The sequence below is a fragment of the Nonomuraea sp. B208 genome (genome assembly GCF_057536035.1).
In genome coordinates this window covers 413,866-430,454 of the sequence record NZ_BAAJOU010000025.1, presented here as the reverse complement: position 1 = coordinate 430,454, position 16,589 = coordinate 413,866, and the positions used below count along the sequence as shown (strand labels likewise).

The window sequence follows — 16,589 nt, the reverse complement described above, 5'->3', positions numbered from 1 at the left end:
ACAGGACAGTCCAGTGACCGTGCCACCAGCCACACAGGCTGACGCCGACGTCATCGTCGTCGGCGCCGGTCCCGCCGGTTCCGCAACCGCCTTTTACCTCGCTCAGGCCGGTCTCGACGTGCTGCTCCTGGAGAAGACCAGGTTCCCGCGCGAGAAGGTCTGCGGCGACGGCCTGACCCCCAGGGCGGTCAAGCAGTTGCTGAACATGGGCGTCGACATCGACGCCCCCGGCTGGATCAGGAACAAGGGCCTGCGCGTCGTCGGCGGCGGCCACCGCTTCGAGCTCGACTGGCCGCAGCTCGAACGCTTCCCCGACTTCGGCCTCGTCCGCACCCGGCAGGACTTCGACGAGATCGTCGCCGCCAACGCGGTCAAGAACGGCGTACGCCTGATGGAGGGCGTCACCGTCACCGACCCCGTGCTCGACGACCGCAGCGGCCACATCGTCGGCGTGCGCACCAAGGACGGGCGCGTCTTCCGCAGCCGCGTGGTCGTCGCCGCCGACGGCAACAGCACCCGGCTCGCGCTCGGGATGGGCCTGCACAAGCGCGACGACCGCCCGATGGGCGTGGCCGTGCGCACCTACTTCCAGAGCCCCCGTCACGACGACGACTACCTGGAGATCTGGCTGGAGCTCTGGGACGAGGACACGCTGCTGCCCGGCTACGGCTGGATCTTCGGCGTCGGCGACGGCACCGCGAACGTCGGGCTCGGGCTGCTCAACACCAGCGCCCAGTTCAAGAACATCGACTACCGCGACCTGCTGCGCCGCTGGTGCAAGGCCATGCCGGCCGACTGGGAGTTCACCGAGGAGAACATGACGGCCCCGATCCGCGGCGCCGCGCTCCCGATGGCCTTCAACCGGCAGCCCCACTACACGCGCGGCCTGCTGCTCGTGGGCGACTCGGGCGGGTCGATCAACCCGTTCAACGGCGAGGGCATCGCCTACGCGATGGAGACCGGCGAGATCGCCGCCGAGGTCATCGCCAAGTCGCTCAAGGGCACCACCCCCGCGCAGCAGGAGCGCACGCTGCGCACCTATCCTCAGACGCTGAAGGACGCCTACGGCGGATACTTCACGCTCGGCCGATGGTTCGTCGAGGCGATCGGGAAGCCGGGAGTTATGAGCTTCGGGACCAGGCACGGACTGCCTCACCCGAGGCTGATGCGCTTCGCCATCAAACTCCTTGGTAATCTCACCGACCGGCGAGGCGATGCGTCAGACCAGATCATCAACGCTCTCTCGAAGGTCGCCCCACCAGCATGAATCCCGCAATCAACAGATCCTGCTGCGCGCCCGCGCGCGCGGCGACTCCAGAGGAGGCGTAGCGATGGACCTTTACGTGCCCATCCTGGTGCTCGCCGTTCTCGCGGGGGGCTTCGCGATCTTCTCGGTCGCCATCGCTCCCTTCACCGGCCCCAAGCGCTGGAACCGCGCCAAGCTTGACGCCTATGAATGCGGCATCGAGCCGACGCCCCAGCCCGTCGGTGGCGGACGGTTCCCGCTCAAGTACATGGTCACCGCGATGCTCTTCATCGTGTTCGACATCGAGATCATCTTCCTCTACCCGTGGGCGGTCTCCTTCGCGCCGCTGCGGAACGACGCGGGCGGAGTGATCATGCCAGGGCTCGGGCTGTTCGCCCTGGTGGAGATGCTCCTGTTCATCGTCACCGTGCTCGTCGCCTACGCGTACGTGTGGCGCCGCAAGGGTCTGGACTGGGACTGAAAATGGGACTTGAAGAGAAACTCCCCAGCGGCTTCATCCTCAGCACCGTCGAGGCGGCCGCCGGATGGGCGCGCAAGAACTCCGTGTGGCCGGCCACCTTCGGCCTCGCCTGTTGCGCCATCGAGCTGATGGCCACCGGTGGCCCCCACTACGACCTGGCGCGCTTCGGCATGGAGCGCGCTTCGGCGTCTCCCCGGCAGGCCGACCTCATGATCGTCGCCGGCCGCGTCTCGCAGAAGATGGCGCCGGTGCTGCGGCAGATCTACGACCAGATGGCCGAGCCCAAGTGGGTCATCGCGATGGGCGTGTGCGCCTCCAGCGGCGGCATGTTCAACAACTACGCGATCGTCCAGGGCGTCGACCACGTCGTGCCGGTCGACATCTACCTGCCCGGCTGCCCGCCGCGGCCCGAGATGCTCATCGACGCCATCGTCAAGCTGCACGACAAGATCCAGAACATGAAGTTCGGCGCGCACCGCGCCAAGCAGATCGACGAGCTCGAACTGCGGGCGCTGCGTACGCTGCCGGTGATCGACCAGGGGGCAGCGAAGTGACCTCGCCCGACAACCTCCCCGAGGTCCCCGACGCGCAGGTGCCCGAGGTGCCGGCGGCCCAGGAGCCGCCGGTCGCCCGGCGCGGCATGTTCGGCGCCCAGGACTCCGGTGACACCTCCGGCTACGGCGGCCTCGTCGTGCGCCGGGCGCCGCAGCTGTCCACGCCCCGCCCGTACGGCGGCTACTTCGACGAGGTCGTCGACGCCCTGGCGCTCGACGACGCGATCGAGCGCGTGGTCGTCGACCGCGGCGAGCTGACCCTGCACGTCAAGCGCGAGCGCATCGTCGAGGTGTGCAGGAAGATGCGCGACGAGCCGACGCTCCGCTTCGAGCTGTCGCTCGGCGTCTCCGGCGTCCACTACCCGCACCTCGCGGGCGAGGAGCTGCACGCCGTCTACCACCTGTGCTCGATCACCCACAACAGGCGGGTGCGGCTTGAGGTCGCCTGCCCGGACGCCGACCCGCACATTCCATCCACGGTCAGCGTTTACCCTGGTCACGACTGGCACGAGCGGGAGACGTACGACTTCTTCGGCATCGTCTTCGACGGCCACCCCGGGCTCACCCGGATCATGATGCCGGACGACTGGGACGGCCACCCGCAGCGCAAGGACTATCCGCTGGGCGGCATCCCGGTGGAATACCGCGGCGCCACCATCCCCGCGCCGGACCGGAGGAGGTACTACTCGTGAGCACGTCCTACGACGAGGCGACAGAGGGCAAGGTCTACTCGGTCAACGGAGCCGACTGGGACCAGGTGGTCACCGGCGTCCGCGACTCCGAGGAAGAGCGGCTGGTCGTCAACATGGGCCCGCAGCACCCGTCCACGCACGGGGTGCTCCGCCTGGTCCTCACGCTCGACGGCGAGACGGTGACCGAGGCGCGCGGCGTCATCGGCTACCTGCACACCGGCATCGAGAAGAACATGGAATACCGGACGTGGACGCAGGGCACCACGTTCGTCACCCGCATGGACTACCTCTCGCCGATCTTCAACGAGACCGCCTACTGCCTGGGCGTCGAGAAGCTGCTCGGCATCACCGACCGCATCCCGCCGCGGGCGCAGGCCATCCGCGTGATGATGATGGAGCTCAACCGCATCGCCTCGCACCTGGTGGCGATGGGCACGTTCGGCATGGAGCTCGGCGCGACCACGCCGTTCCTGTTCGGCTACCGTGACCGCGAGATGGTCATGGACCTGTTCGAGTACATCACCGGCCTGCGCATGAACCACGCCTACGTCCGCCCCGGCGGCGTCAGCGTGGACCTGCCGGCCGGCGCGGTGGACAAGGTCGGCGAGTTCCTGAAGGAGATGCCCAAGCGGATCAAGGACATCCGCAAGCTCCTCGACGAGAACCCCGTCTACGTGCGCCGCACCAAGGACGTGGCCTACCTCGACCTGACCGGCTGCATGGCGCTCGGTGTCACCGGGCCCATCCTGCGGGCCGCCGGCCTTCCGTGGGACCTGCGCAAGTCGCAGCCCTACTGCGGTTACGAGACGTACGAGTTCGAGGTCGCCACCGAGCGCGGCTGCGACGTCTACTCGCGCTACCTCGTCCGCATGAAGGAGATGGAGGAGTCCCTCAAGATCATCGAGCAGGCGCTCGACCGGATCGCCGGCCCTGAGCTCAAGGGCCAGCCCGTGATGATCGAGGACAAGAAGATCGGCTGGCCGGCGCAGCTCGCGCTCGGCCCCGACGGGTTCGGCAACTCGCCCGACCACATCGCCCACATCATGGGCACCTCGATGGAGGCGCTCATCCACCACTTCAAGCTGGTCACCGAGGGCTTCCGGGTGCCGGCCGGGCAGGCGTACGCCAGCATCGAGTCGCCCAAGGGCGAGCTCGGCGCCCACGTGGTGAGCGACGGCGGCACCCGCCCCTACCGCGTGCACTTCCGCGAGCCGTCCTTCTGCAACCTGCAGAGCTTCCCCGCGATGGCGGAGGGCGGCCAGGTCGCCGACGTGATCGCCGCGGTGGCTTCTATCGACCCCGTCATGGGAGGTGTGGACCGGTGACGTACTCGCCGGAAATCCGCGAGCGTCTCGAACGAGACGCCAAGGAGATCATCGGCCGCTACCCGAAGACGCGGTCGGCCCTGCTGCCGCTGCTCCACCTCGTGCAGTCGGAGGACGGCTACGTCTCCGACGACGGCCAGGAGTTCTGCGCCGAGATGCTCGGCATCAGCAAGGCCGAGGTCACGGGCGTCGCGACCTTCTACACCATGTACAAGCGCAAGCCCGCGGGCGACTACCACGTCGGCGTGTGCATCAACGCGCTGTGCGCGGTCATGGGCGGCGACGAGATCTGGGAGCAGCTCTCCGAGCACGTCGGCGTGGGTCACGAGGAGACCACCGGCGACGGCAAGGTCTCCCTGGAGCGGCTGGAGTGCAACGCCGCCTGCGACTTCGCGCCCGTGATGATGGTCAACTGGGAGTTCTTCGACAACCAGACGCCCGAATCGGCCAAGCAGCTCGTGGACGACCTGCGCGCCGGCAAGGACGTGGCGCCCACGCGCGGCCCGAAGAAGCTGTGCACCTTCAAGGAGGCCTCGCGGGTGCTCGCGGGCCTGCCCGACGACCTGGCGGGCGAGGGCCCGTCGGCCGCCGGCCCCTCCCTTGAGGGCCTGAAGGTGGCCAAGGCCAAAGGATGGAAGGCCCCGGAGGCATGACGACCACGCTGACCCCGGTCCTGACCGCTAACTGGGACCGTCCCGACTCCTACACCCTCGACGCCTACGGCGAGTACGCGGCGGCCAAGAAGGCGCTCGGCATGGACCCCGACGCCGTCATCCAGGCCGTCAAGGACTCCGGCCTGCGCGGCCGCGGCGGCGCGGGCTTCCCCACCGGCATGAAGTGGGGCTTCATCCCGCAGGGCGACGGCAAGCCGCACTACCTCGTCGTCAACGCCGACGAGTCGGAGCCGGGCACCTGCAAGGACATCCCGCTCATGATGGCCAACCCGCACGCGCTGGTCGAGGGGATCATCATCACCTCGTACGCGATCCGGGCCAGCCACGCCTTCATCTACGTGCGGGGCGAGGTGCTGCACGTCATCCGGCGGCTGCACGCGGCCGTGCGGGAGGCGTACGAGAAGGGTTACCTCGGCACCGACATCTTCGGCTCCGGCTTCGACCTGGAGCTGGTCGTGCACAGCGGCGCCGGCGCGTACATCTGCGGCGAGGAGACGGCGCTGCTGGACTCGCTGGAGGGCTTCAGAGGTCAACCTCGGCTCAAGCCCCCGTTCCCCGCCGTGGCGGGCCTCTACGCCTCGCCTACCGTGGTCAACAACGTCGAGTCGATCGCGTCTGTTCCCTCGATCATCGCCAACGGCGCCGAGTGGTTCGCCGGCATGGGCACCGAGAAGTCCAAGGGCTTCGGCATCTTCTCGCTCAGCGGCCACGTGACCAGGCCCGGCCAGTACGAGGCCCCGCTCGGCATCACGCTGCGCGAGCTGCTCGACATGGCGGGCGGCATCAGGGCCGGGCACCAGATCAAGTTCTGGACGCCCGGCGGCTCCTCCACGCCGATCTTCACCGACGAGCACCTCGACGTCCCGCTCGACTTCGAAGGGGTCGGCGCGAAGGGCTCGATGCTCGGCACCCGGGCCCTGCAGATCTTCGACGAGACGACCTGCGTGGTCCGCACCGTGCTGCGGTGGACGGAGTTCTACGCGCACGAGTCGTGCGGCAAGTGCACGCCGTGCCGCGAGGGCACCTACTGGCTCAAGCAGGTGCTGAAGCGCCTGGAGAAGGGCCAGGGCACCGAGGAGGACCTGACCACGATCACCGACATCGCGGACAACATCCTGGGCCGTTCGTTCTGCGCCCTCGGCGACGGCGCGACCAGCCCGATCCACTCCTCGGTGAAGTACTTCCGCGAGGAGTACCTCAAGCACTTCGAGATCGGCGGTTGCCCGTTCGACCCGAAGAAGTCCACTCTCTGGGGTGAGCAGTGACCGTCGTAGAGACCGAAACGAACCTGGTGACCCTGACCATCGACGGGTTCCAGGTCAGTGTCCCCAAGGGCACTCTGATCATCAGGGCCGCCGAGCTGCTGGGCATCCAGATCCCGAGGTTCTGTGACCACCCGCTCCTCGACCCGGCGGCCAACTGCCGCCAGTGCCTGGTCGACATCCCCGACGCGGGCAACGGCCGCGGCTTCCCCAAGCCGCAGCCGTCGTGCGCCATCGAGGTCGCCGAGGGCATGGTCGTGCAGACCCAGCTCACCTCGCCGGTCGCCGAGAAGGCGCAGCGCGCGGCGATGGAGTTCCTGCTCCTCAACCACCCGCTGGACTGCCCGGTCTGCGACAAGGGCGGCGAGTGCCCCCTGCAGAACCAGGCCATGTCCAACGGTCGCGGCGAGTCCCGCTTCCAGGAGCAGAAGCGGACCTTCCCCAAGCCGCTGCCGCTGTCCACGCAGGTGCTGCTGGACCGCGAGCGTTGCGTCCAGTGCGCGCGCTGCATCCGCTTCTCCGACCAGATCGCCGGCGACCCGCTCATCGAGTTCTTCGAGCGCGGGGCCAAGGAGCAGGTGCGGACGGCCGACGGCAAGCCGTTCAACTCCTACTTCTCGGGCAACACCGTGCAGATCTGCCCGGTGGGCGCGCTCACCGGCGCCGCCTACCGGTTCCGGGCCCGCCCGTTCGACCTGGTGTCCACGCCGAGCGCGTGCGAGCACTGCGCCTCCGGGTGCAGCCTGCGCACCGACCACCGGCGCGGCCGCGTCACCCGCCGCCTGGCGGGCAACGACCCGCAGGTCAACGAGGAGTGGAACTGCGACAAGGGCCGCTGGGCGTTCAGCTACGCCACGCAGCCCGACCGGCTCAAGACGCCGCTGGTCCGCAACGAGGAGGGCGTGCTCGTGCCCGCCTCGTGGCCGGAGGCGCTGACGGTCGCCGCGCAGGGCCTCGCCAAGGCCCGCGGCAAGGCCGGCGTGCTGGTCGGCGGCCGGGTCACGGTCGAGGACTCCTACGCCTACGCCAAGTTCGCCCGGCTCGCCCTCGCGAGCAACGACGTCGACTTCCGCGCCAGGCCGCACTCCGCCGAGGAGGCGCAGTTCCTGGCCCACGCGGTCGCCGGCAAGGGCATCGAGATCAGCTACGCCGACCTCGAGAACGCCCCGCACGTGCTGCTCGTCGGGTTCGAGCCCGAGGAGGAGTCGCCGATCGTCTTCCTGCGCCTGCGCAAGGCGGCGCTGAAGAAGGGGCTCAAGGTCTCCTCGATCGCCCCGTTCGCCACCCCCGGCCTGGTCAAGATGGGCGGCGTGCTCGTCCAGACCGCGCCGGGCGCCGAGGCCGACGCCATCGGCGAGCTGGTCGGGCGGCTGCCCGAGGGCACGATCGTGCTGGCCGGCGAGCGCCTGGCCACCACGCCGGGCGCGCTGTCGGCGCTGGTCCGGCTGGCCAACGCCACCGGCGCCCGGCTCGCCTGGGTGCCGCGGCGGGCCGGTGAGCGCGGCGCGCTCGAGGCCGGCGCGCTGCCCAACCTGCTGCCGATCGGCCGCCCGGTCGAGGACGAGAGCGCCAGGGCCGAGGTGGCCCGGGTGTGGAACGTCGCCTCGCTGCCCGCCACGCCGGGCCGCGACACGGCCGGCATCCTCGCCGCCGCCCGCGACGGCGAGCTGGACGCGCTGGTCGTGGCGGGCGTGGACCCGTACGACCTGGCCGACCCGGCGGCGGCGCTCGACGCGCTGGAGAACACCCCGTTCATCGTCAGCCTGGAGATCCGCGCCAGCGCCGTCACCGACCGCGCCGACGTGGTCCTGCCGGTCGCGGCCGTCCAGGAGAAGAGCGGCACGTTCGTGAACTGGGAGGGCCGCGGCCGCAGCTTCGACGCGCCGCTCAAGGTCCCCGGCCTGCAGAGCGACCTCGCGGTGATCGCCAACCTGGCCGACCGCATGGACGTGCACCTCGGCCTGCCGGACGCCAAGGCGGTCCGGCGCGAGCTGGCCACCCTGGGCTCCTGGCGTGGCAGCCGGGTGCCCGCGCCACAGCTCGCCACCCGCGCCCAGGCGGCCCCCGCGGCCGGCCAGGCGCTGCTGGCGACCTGGCACCTGCTGCTCGACGAGGGCAGGCTGCAGGACGGCGAGCCTTACCTGGCGGGCACCGCCCGCCCCGCCGAAGCACTGGTCTCCGCGAGCACGGCCGCCGAGCTGGGCGTCGCGGACGGCGACAAGCTGGTGGTGGGCGGCGACGTCACCCTCCCCGTGCGCGTCGCCGACCTGCCGGACCGCGTGGTCTGGGTGCCGGCGAACTCCGGCGGCTGCTCGGTCACCCGTGACCTGCGCGCGGTGGCCGGCGACATCGTCACCATCGGGAGCGCCTCATGACCCACGTTCTCGCGGCCGATCCCACCCTCGCCGACTTCGGCAAGGACCCGCTGTGGATCACCATCATCAAGGCCGTGATGCTGTTCGTCTTCCTGATGCTGGGCATCCTGTTCGGCGTCTGGTTCGAGCGCAAGCTGATCGCCAGGATGCAGCACCGCTACGGCCCCAACCGGGCCGGGAAGTTCGGCCTCCTGCAGTCCGTCGCCGACGGACTGAAGATGGGGCTGAAGGAGGACCTGTTCCCGCGGACCGTGGACAAGGTGCTCTACCTGCTGGCCCCGGTCATCATGGTGATCCCGGCGTTCCTGGCCTTCTCGATCGTGCCGTTCGCGCCGATGGTCAACCTGTTCGGCGTCCAGACGCCGCTGCAGCTCGTCGACCTGCCGGTGGCGGTGCTGTTCATGCTGGCCATGGGCGCGGTGTCGGTCTACGGCGTGGTGCTGGCCGGCTGGTCGTCGCGCTCGCCGTACGCGCTGCTCGGCGGCCTGCGCTCGGCGGCCCAGGTGGTCTCGTACGAGATCGCGATGGGCCTGTCGTTCGTGGCGGTGTTCATCTTCGCCGGCACGCTGTCCACCTCGGAGATCGTCAAGGCGCAGGCCGAGACCTGGTACGCGGTGCTGCTGATCCCGTCGTTCCTCATCTACGTGGTCTGCATGTTCGGCGAGGCGGCCCGCATCCCGTTCGACCTGCCCGAGGGCGAGGGCGAGCTGGTCGGCGGCTTCCAGACCGAATACTCCTCGTCGCTGAAGTTCGCGCTCATCATGATGGGCGAGTACCTCCACACCTTCACCGCGTCCGCCATCGCCGTGACGCTGTTCCTCGGCGGCTGGCGGGCCCCGCTGCCGATGGAGTGGGAGTGGGCGCACACGGGCTGGATGCCGGCGCTGTGGTTCTTCATCAAGTTCGTGCTGACCTTCTGCTTCATCGTGTGGGTGCGCGCCTCGCTGCCCCGCGTGCGCTACGACCAGCTCATGTCGCTGGGCTGGAAGGTGCTCATCCCGGTCAACCTGGCCTGGATCCTCCTGGTGGCCGCGGTGCGCAACATCGTGGTCAACGAGGACAACAGGATGATCGGGGTCGCGCTGGGCGTGGTCATCGTGGTCGGCGCGCTGGCCATCTGGATGCGGTTCGACACCGTCAACCAGCGGCGCAAGGAGGCCAGGAAGGCCGAGGTCGACGCCGAGTTCGAGCAACTGTCCAACGAGCCCGCGGCAGGTGGCTTCCCGGTGCCGCCGCTCGATCTGCCGCACTACCACGGGGTGCAGCACAAGGAGATTCCCAGTGGGACTAACTGATTGGCTGAACCCCGTCAAGGGCTTCGGGGTCACCTTCCACACGATGTTCAAGAAGCCCGTCACGACCAACTACCCGGAGGTCAAGAAGCCGACGGCTCCGCGCTTCCACGGGCGTCACCAGCTCAACCGCTGGCCGGACGGGCTGGAGAAGTGCGTCGGGTGCGAGCTGTGCGCCTGGGCGTGTCCCGCTGACGCGATCTACGTCGAGGGCGCGGACAACACCGACGAGGAGCGCTTCTCGCCCGGTGAGCGCTACGGGCGCACCTACCAGATCAACTATCTGCGGTGCATCCTGTGCGGTCTCTGCATCGAGGCCTGCCCGACCCGCGCGCTCACCATGACCAACGAGTACGAGCTCGCCGACAGCAGCCGCGAGAGCCTCATCTACACCAAGGAGATGTTGCTCGCGCCGCTGACCCAGGGCATGGAGCAGCCGCCGCACCCCATGCGGCTCGGTGAGACCGAAGAGGACTACTACCGGCTGGGGCGGACCAATGGGTGAGACCATCACGTTCTGGGTGCTCGCCGTCGTCTCGGTCGGTGCGGCACTCGGCATGGTCTTCAACCGGAAGGCCGTCTACTCCGCGCTGATGCTCGGCACGGTGATGCTCAGCCTCGCGGTCCTGTACGCGGTGCAGGACGCGCCGTTCCTGGCCGCGGTGCAGATCATCGTCTACACCGGCGCGATCATGATGCTGTTCCTGTTCGTGCTCATGCTCGTCGGCGTCGACTCCTCCGACTCCTTCGTCGAGACGCTCAAGGGGCAGCGCTTCTGGGCGGTCATCGCGGCGCTCGGCTTCGGCACGCTGATCGTCGTGGCCGTCGGCAACGCGGTGTTCGCCCCGGCGGCCGGCCTCCAGCAGGCCACCGCCGGCGGGAGCGGCTACATCCGCTCGATCGCGCTCGCGCTGTTCACGAAGTACGTCTTCGCCTTCGAGATCACCTCCGCGCTGCTCATCACCGCGGCGCTGGCCGCGATGGTGCTCGCGCACCGCGAGCGGCTGGTCGAGAAGCCGACGCAGAAGGACCTGTCCAGGGCCCGCTTCCAGGGCGACCGTCCGTCCCCGCTGCCGGGGCCGGGCACTTACGCCAGGAACAACGCCATCGACATGCCGGCGCTGCTGCCCGACGGGTCGGTGGCCGAGGCCTCCGTCAACCGCTACATCGCCCGCTACGACGTCGAGCACGACCGCCTTCCCGCCGATCCCCGGCTCGCCGAGGCCATCAAGCACACGGCCGAGCAGGACGAGGCGCCCACGGAGGCCGAGCAGGACGCGACCGAGCACGGCAGTGAGGTGACCAAGTGACCACGCACTACCTCGTCCTGTCCGGCCTGCTGTTCGCCATCGGCGCCATGGGCGTGCTGATCAGGCGCAACGCGATCGTGGTGTTCATGTGCGTCGAGCTCATGCTCAACGCCTGCAATCTCGCCTTCGTCACCTTCTCCAGGCAGGTCGGCAACCTGGAAGGCCAGATCATCGCGTTCTTCGTGATGGTGGTGGCCGCGGCCGAGGTCGTCGTCGGCCTGGCCATCATCGTGACGATCTTCCGAACCCGCAGGTCCGCGTCCGTCGACGACGCCAACCTGCTGAAGTACTAAGAGGTGACTGGTGGAGTCTGAAATCGCTCAGATCACCCAGCACACCGGCGGCGTGATCGGCAACGCCTGGCTGATGATCGCCTTCCCGCTGGTCGGGGCGTTCATCCTGCTGGCGTTCAACAAGCTCACCAACCGCTGGGGCCATCTGCTGGGCGTGGCCATGTCCCTCGCCTCGTTCGTCGTGGCGGTGCTGGCGTTCTTCGAGCTGATCGGGTTCGGTGCGAGCGAGCGGCGCCGGGCGGTCGAGCTGTACGAGTTCATCCCCAACCTCGACCTGAAGATGGGGCTGCTGATCGACCCGCTGTCGATCAGCTTCGCGCTGCTGATCACCGGTGTGGGCTCGCTGATCCACATCTACTCGATCGGCTACATGGCGCACGACGAGCACCGGCGCAGGTTCTTCGCCTACCTCAACCTGTTCGTCTCGGCGATGCTCCTGCTGGTGCTGGCCGACAACTACGTCGGGCTGTTCATCGGCTGGGAGGGCGTCGGCCTGGCGTCCTACCTGCTCATCGGCTTCTGGCAGTTCAAGCCGTCGGCGGCGGTCGCGGCGAAGAAGGCGTTCGTCGTCAACCGCGTCGGCGACTTCGGCCTGCTGGTCGGCATGTTCGTCATCTGGACGACGTTCGGCACGCTCGCCTTCAAGGACCTCGGCGCCAAGATCGGCGAGACCGGCGCCTCCGACGGCGTCATGCTCGCCATCGGCCTGCTGCTGCTCCTCGGCGCGTGCGGCAAGTCCGCCCAGCTCCCGCTGCAGTCCTGGCTCCTCGACGCGATGGAGGGCCCGACCCCGGTCTCGGCCCTCATCCACGCCGCGACCATGGTCACCGCGGGCGTCTACCTGGTGGTCCGCTCCGGCGCGTTCTTCTTCCCCGAGGGCTCGGGGGCGGCGCTGGCCGTCACCATCGTCGGCGCGGCCACGCTGCTCGCCGGCGCCATCATCGGTTGCGCGAAGGACGACATCAAGAAGGGCCTGGCCGGCTCGACCATGTCGCAGATCGGCTACATGATGCTCGGCGCGGGCCTCGGCCCGGCGGGCTACGCCTTCGCCATCGGCCACCTCATCACGCACGGCTTCTTCAAGGCCGACCTCTTCCTCGGCGCCGGCTCGGTCATGCACGGCATGAACGACGAGGTGAACATGCGGAAGTACGGCGGTCTGCGGAAGTTCATGCCGATCACGTTCATCACGTTCTTCATCGGCTACCTCGCGATCATCGGCTTCCCGCTGCTGTCCGGCTACTTCACCAAGGACGGCATCATCGAGACCGCGGTGCACCACTCGCCGGTCCTCGGCTGGCTGGCCGTGCTCGGCGCGGGCATCACCGGCTTCTACATGTCGCGGATGGTCTTCATGACCTTCTTCGGGCAGAAGCGGTGGGCGGACGACGCCCACCCGCACGAGTCGCCGCTCGTCATGACGGTGCCGCTCATGGTGCTGTCGCTGGGCGCGCTGGGCCTCGGCGCGTGGCTGGTGCTGGGCGGGACGCTGTACAACTTCCTGATCCCGGCAGTGGGCGGCTCGACGGCCGACGCGCCGCACTTCAACCCGTTCACCACCCCGGGTCTGGTCACGCTCGCGCTCGTCGCGGTCGGCGCGGTCTTCGCCTGGATGCGCTACGGCCGGGCCGAGGTGCCCGCCGTGCAGCCGCGCGGCTCGTTCCTCACCACGTTCGCCCGCCGTGACCTCTACGGCGACGCGCTCAACGAGTCGCTGTTCATGCGTCCCGGCCAGTGGCTGACCCGCCTCGCGGTGTTCTTCGACAACCGCGGCATCGACGGCCTGGTCAACGGCCTGGCCGCCGGCATCGGCGGCAGCTCGGGCCGCCTCCGGCGGATCCAGACGGGCTTCGCCAGGACGTACGCGTTGTCCATCTTCATCGGTGCCGCCCTGCTGACCGGCGCCCTGCTCCTCGTTGGGACCATCTGATGTCACCCTGGCTTCCGATACTCATGGCGGTGCCCGTGGTGGGCGCCATCGTGGTGGCCCTGCTCCCCAAGGGCAGCGACAAGCTGGCCAAGCAGGTCACGCTGCTGGTCTCGCTTGCGGTGCTGGTGCTCACGGGCGTCATGGCGGCCGGGTTCGACCCCGACGGCGACCGCTTCCAGTTCACCGCCGCCTACAACTGGATCCCGAGCTTCGGCGTGAAGTTCGGGGTCGGCGTCGACGGCGTGGCACTCGTGCTCATCGCGCTGTCGGCGGTGCTGGTGCCGATCGTGGTGCTGGCCTCCTGGCACGACGCCGACGGCGTGAAGACCGCCGACGGCACGCTCGTCACGCCCAAGCGGTCGGTGAAGACGTACTTCTCGCTGCTGCTGGTGCTGGAGACGATGATGATCGGCGTCTTCGCGGCGACCGACATCTTCCTCTTCTACGTGTTCTTCGAGGCCATGCTCATCCCGATGTACTTCATGATCGGGTCGTACGGCGGCGCCCAGCGGTCCTACGCGGCCGTGAAGTTCCTGCTGTACTCGCTCTTCGGCGGCCTGCTCATGCTGGTCGCGGTGATCGGGCTCTACGTCGTGGCCGGCAAGTCCACGTTCATGTTCCCGGAGCTCGTCGGGGCCATCCAGGACCCGACAATGCAGAAGTGGCTGTTCGGCGGCTTCTTCATCGCCTTCGCCATCAAGGCGCCGCTGTGGCCGGTGCACACCTGGCTGCCCGACGCGGCGGCCCAGGCCCCGGCCGGCGCAGCGGTGCTGCTGGTCGGCGTGCTGGACAAGGTCGGCACGTTCGGCATGCTGCGCTTCTGCCTGGAGCTGTTCCCCGACGCCGCCAAGGCGTTCACGATGCCGATCGTGGTGCTGGCGGTCATCAGCATCATCTACGGCGCGATCGTCGCCATCGGGCAGACCGACATGAAGCGCCTCATCGCGTACACGTCGATCTCGCACTTCGGCTTCATCGTGCTGGGTGTGTTCGCCATGTCGTTGACGGCGTCGTCCGGCGCCGCCCTCTACATGGTCAACCACGGCTTCGCCACCGGCGCGCTGTTCCTGGCGGCGGGCTTCCTCATCGCGCGCCGCGGCTCGCCGTTCATCAGCGACTACGGCGGCGTGCAGCGGGTGGCCCCGGTGCTGGCCGGCTTCTTCCTGGTCGCCGGTCTGGCCGGGCTCTCGCTGCCGGGCCTGTCGTCCTTCGTCAGCGAGTTCATGGTCATGATCGGGACGTACGAGAGCCAGGCCCACGGCTCCGGCGCCCTGACCGCCGCCGCGGTGATCTCGGCGGTCGCCGTCATCCTCGCCGCCGTCTACATCCTGTGGATGGTGCAGCGGACGATCAACGGTCCGACGGCCGAGCCGGTCAAGGCGTTCAAGGACCTCAACGCCCGCGAGATCTGGGTCCTGGCCCCGCTCGTCGCGCTGATCATCGGGTTCGGCTTCTTCCCGAAGCCGCTGCTCGACGTGATCAACCCGTCCGTGCACCAGACGCTGACCAACGTGCAGGTGCCGGTCTCCACCATCGCTGAGAAGGGGACAGGTCAGTGAACCCCGCCATTGACGCACCCACGATCGAGTACGGCACGCTGGCGCCGCTGCTGATCGTGTTCGGCGCGGCCATCATCGGCGTGCTCGTCGAGGCGTTCGCGCCGCGCTACCTGCGCAAGTCCATCCACGTGCCGCTCACCCTGCTGAGCCTGGCCGGCGCGTTCGCGCTGGTGCTGGTGCAGGTGCTGCGCGGCCAGGTGTCCACCGCCCCCTCCGCCATGGGGGCGCTGGCCGTGGACGGCCCGTCGCTGTTCCTCTGGGGCGTCATCCTCGTCCTGTCGTTCGTGTGCGTGCTGCTCATCAACGACGAGGGACACTTCGTCGCCTCGGCGGCGAGCGTGCCGGGCAGCTCCGACGAGGAGGCGGCCGAGTCCGTCGACAACGGCTCCGGCCACACCGAGGTCTACCCGCTGGTGCTGTTCGCGGTCGGCGGCATGCTGCTGTTCCCGGCCGCGCACGACCTGCTGATGATGTTCGTGGCCCTTGAGGTCATGTCGCTGCCGCTCTACCTGCTGTGCGGCCTGGCCCGCCGGCGCCGCCTGCTGTCGCAGGAGGCGTCGATGAAGTACTTCCTGCTCGGCGCGTTCTCCTCGGCGTTCTTCCTGTACGGCACCGCCATGATCTACGGGTTCGCGGGCACCGTCTCGCTGCCCGGCATCAACCAGGCGCTGTCGGCCGGGACCGGGCTGGACCCGCTGCTGATGATCGGGCTCTCCATGCTCGGCGTGGGCCTGCTCTTCAAGATCGGCGCGGCGCCGTTCCAGGCCTGGAAGCCGGACGTCTACCAGGGCGCACCGACCCCGATCACCGCCCTCATGGCCTCCGGCACGCTGATCGCGGCCGTGGGCGCGGTGCTGCGGGTGTTCTGGGTCGGCCTCGGCAACCTCGACTGGGACTGGCGCCCGGTCATCTGGGTCATCGCGGCGCTGACCATGATCGTCGGCTCGGTGCTGGCGATCACGCAGACCGAGATCAAGCGGATGCTGGCGTACTCGTCGGTCGCGCACGCGGGCTTCCTGCTCGTCGGCGTGATGGCGACCTTCGGCACCGCCGAGCAGAACGCGGTCTCCCTCAAGGCGATCCTGTTCTACCTCGCGGTCTACGGCGTCACCACGGTGGGCGCGTTCGCGGTCGTCACGCTGATCCGCGACCCGGGCGGCGAGGCCGGTCACCTGTCGCGCTGGGCCGGGCTCGGCAAGCGCGCCCCGGTGCTCGCCGGCACGTTCGCCTTCTTCCTGCTGGCCTTCGCGGGCATCCCGCTGACCAGCGGATTCTTCGGCAAGTACGCCGTGTTCGCGGCCGCCCTCGACAGCGGCACGCAGCCCGGCGACCCGATCGGCGGCTGGATGGCCGGCCTGGTCGTGGTGGGCGTGATCGCCTCCGCGGTGGCCGCGTTCTTCTACGTCCGCGTGATCGTGCTGATGTTCTTCAGCGAGCCCGCCGCCGACGGCCCGGCGATCGCCGTGCCCAGTACGGGGACCGTGGCGGTCATCGCGGTTTCGCTGCTGGTTACCGTAGGAGTGGGGCTCTACCCGGAGTCCGTGCTCGGTATCGCCAACGACGCTGCTAGCAGCCTGTTCATTAGATAAGGGGAAT

Annotated in this window: 15 protein-coding genes; all 15 read left to right on the top strand. The window is 68.9% G+C overall.

Translation table 11 applies throughout. The features are described 5' to 3' along the window. Positions 1-13 precede the first annotated feature (13 nt). The 15 genes from AC27IY_RS30225 (at position 14) to nuoN (ending at position 16,582) form a co-directional block, all read left to right on the top strand. The gene (locus AC27IY_RS30225; RefSeq protein WP_449947044.1) at positions 14-1,267 is read left to right on the top strand and encodes a geranylgeranyl reductase family protein; all 1,254 of its coding nucleotides are present in this window, start codon (positions 14-16) and stop codon (positions 1,265-1,267) included. 64 nt (positions 1,268-1,331) lie between these two features. After that, on the top strand, positions 1,332-1,727 hold the full coding sequence (locus AC27IY_RS30220) for an NADH-quinone oxidoreductase subunit A (protein WP_344208271.1): 396 nt from the start codon (positions 1,332-1,334) through the stop codon (positions 1,725-1,727). 2 nt (positions 1,728-1,729) lie between these two features. Beyond that, positions 1,730-2,281, top strand: a complete 552-nt coding sequence (locus AC27IY_RS30215) for a NuoB/complex I 20 kDa subunit family protein (RefSeq protein WP_344208270.1) — start codon at positions 1,730-1,732, stop codon at positions 2,279-2,281. Beyond that, positions 2,278-2,973, top strand: a complete 696-nt coding sequence (locus AC27IY_RS30210) for an NADH-quinone oxidoreductase subunit C (protein ID WP_425565106.1) — start codon at positions 2,278-2,280, stop codon at positions 2,971-2,973. The genes AC27IY_RS30215 and AC27IY_RS30210 overlap by 4 nt, the downstream gene beginning before the upstream one ends. Next, positions 2,970-4,298 (top strand): NADH-quinone oxidoreductase subunit D, encoded by a 1,329-nt coding sequence (locus tag AC27IY_RS30205; protein ID WP_329586885.1) that lies wholly within the window; start codon positions 2,970-2,972, stop codon positions 4,296-4,298. Before AC27IY_RS30210 ends, AC27IY_RS30205 begins: the two co-directional genes overlap by 4 nt. Further along, on the top strand, positions 4,295-4,951 hold the full coding sequence (nuoE, locus tag AC27IY_RS30200; RefSeq protein WP_344208269.1) for an NADH-quinone oxidoreductase subunit NuoE: 657 nt from the start codon (positions 4,295-4,297) through the stop codon (positions 4,949-4,951). Before AC27IY_RS30205 ends, nuoE begins: the two co-directional genes overlap by 4 nt. After that, the gene (gene nuoF, locus AC27IY_RS30195; RefSeq protein WP_344208268.1) at positions 4,948-6,237 is read left to right on the top strand and encodes an NADH-quinone oxidoreductase subunit NuoF; all 1,290 of its coding nucleotides are present in this window, start codon (positions 4,948-4,950) and stop codon (positions 6,235-6,237) included. The genes nuoE and nuoF overlap by 4 nt, the downstream gene beginning before the upstream one ends. After that, the gene (locus AC27IY_RS30190; protein ID WP_364459010.1) at positions 6,234-8,609 is read left to right on the top strand and encodes an NADH-quinone oxidoreductase subunit G; all 2,376 of its coding nucleotides are present in this window, start codon (positions 6,234-6,236) and stop codon (positions 8,607-8,609) included. Before nuoF ends, AC27IY_RS30190 begins: the two co-directional genes overlap by 4 nt. Next, positions 8,606-9,904, top strand: coding sequence for an NADH-quinone oxidoreductase subunit NuoH (gene nuoH, locus AC27IY_RS30185; protein ID WP_423451331.1), 1,299 nt, complete (start codon positions 8,606-8,608; stop codon positions 9,902-9,904). Before AC27IY_RS30190 ends, nuoH begins: the two co-directional genes overlap by 4 nt. Next, positions 9,891-10,406: an NADH-quinone oxidoreductase subunit NuoI gene (gene nuoI / locus AC27IY_RS30180; protein WP_344208265.1), complete on the top strand. Its 516-nt coding sequence runs from the start codon at positions 9,891-9,893 to the stop codon at positions 10,404-10,406. Before nuoH ends, nuoI begins: the two co-directional genes overlap by 14 nt. Next, positions 10,399-11,211, top strand: a complete 813-nt coding sequence (locus tag AC27IY_RS30175) for an NADH-quinone oxidoreductase subunit J (RefSeq protein ID WP_364459015.1) — start codon at positions 10,399-10,401, stop codon at positions 11,209-11,211. The genes nuoI and AC27IY_RS30175 overlap by 8 nt, the downstream gene beginning before the upstream one ends. Further along, entirely contained in the window at positions 11,208-11,504 is a 297-nt protein-coding gene (gene nuoK / locus AC27IY_RS30170) for an NADH-quinone oxidoreductase subunit NuoK (RefSeq protein ID WP_020542667.1), read from the top strand. Before AC27IY_RS30175 ends, nuoK begins: the two co-directional genes overlap by 4 nt. A 73-nt stretch (positions 11,505-11,577) precedes the next feature. Beyond that, on the top strand, positions 11,578-13,434 hold the full coding sequence (gene nuoL / locus AC27IY_RS30165; protein ID WP_344209082.1) for an NADH-quinone oxidoreductase subunit L: 1,857 nt from the start codon (positions 11,578-11,580) through the stop codon (positions 13,432-13,434). Continuing rightward, entirely contained in the window at positions 13,434-14,993 is a 1,560-nt protein-coding gene (locus tag AC27IY_RS30160; protein WP_364459020.1) for an NADH-quinone oxidoreductase subunit M, read from the top strand. Before nuoL ends, AC27IY_RS30160 begins: the two co-directional genes overlap by 1 nt. Further along, positions 14,990-16,582: an NADH-quinone oxidoreductase subunit NuoN gene (gene nuoN / locus AC27IY_RS30155; RefSeq protein ID WP_423451330.1), complete on the top strand. Its 1,593-nt coding sequence runs from the start codon at positions 14,990-14,992 to the stop codon at positions 16,580-16,582. Before AC27IY_RS30160 ends, nuoN begins: the two co-directional genes overlap by 4 nt. Positions 16,583-16,589: the final 7 nt, after the last annotated feature.

What these genes read in the sequence shown, in the direction of transcription:
- AC27IY_RS30220 (WP_344208271.1), top strand. Translation starts at nt 1,332, where the DNA reads ATGGACCTTTACGTGCCCATCCTGGTGCTCGCCGTTCTCGCGGGGGGC.
- AC27IY_RS30215 (WP_344208270.1), top strand. Translation starts at nt 1,730, where the DNA reads ATGGGACTTGAAGAGAAACTCCCCAGCGGCTTCATCCTCAGCACCGTC.
- nuoF (WP_344208268.1), top strand. Translation starts at nt 4,948, where the DNA reads ATGACGACCACGCTGACCCCGGTCCTGACCGCTAACTGGGACCGTCCC.
- nuoH (WP_423451331.1), top strand. Translation starts at nt 8,606, where the DNA reads ATGACCCACGTTCTCGCGGCCGATCCCACCCTCGCCGACTTCGGCAAG.
- AC27IY_RS30175 (WP_364459015.1), top strand. Translation starts at nt 10,399, where the DNA reads ATGGGTGAGACCATCACGTTCTGGGTGCTCGCCGTCGTCTCGGTCGGT.
- nuoL (WP_344209082.1), top strand. Translation starts at nt 11,578, where the DNA reads ATGATCGCCTTCCCGCTGGTCGGGGCGTTCATCCTGCTGGCGTTCAAC.
- AC27IY_RS30160 (WP_364459020.1), top strand. Translation starts at nt 13,434, where the DNA reads ATGTCACCCTGGCTTCCGATACTCATGGCGGTGCCCGTGGTGGGCGCC.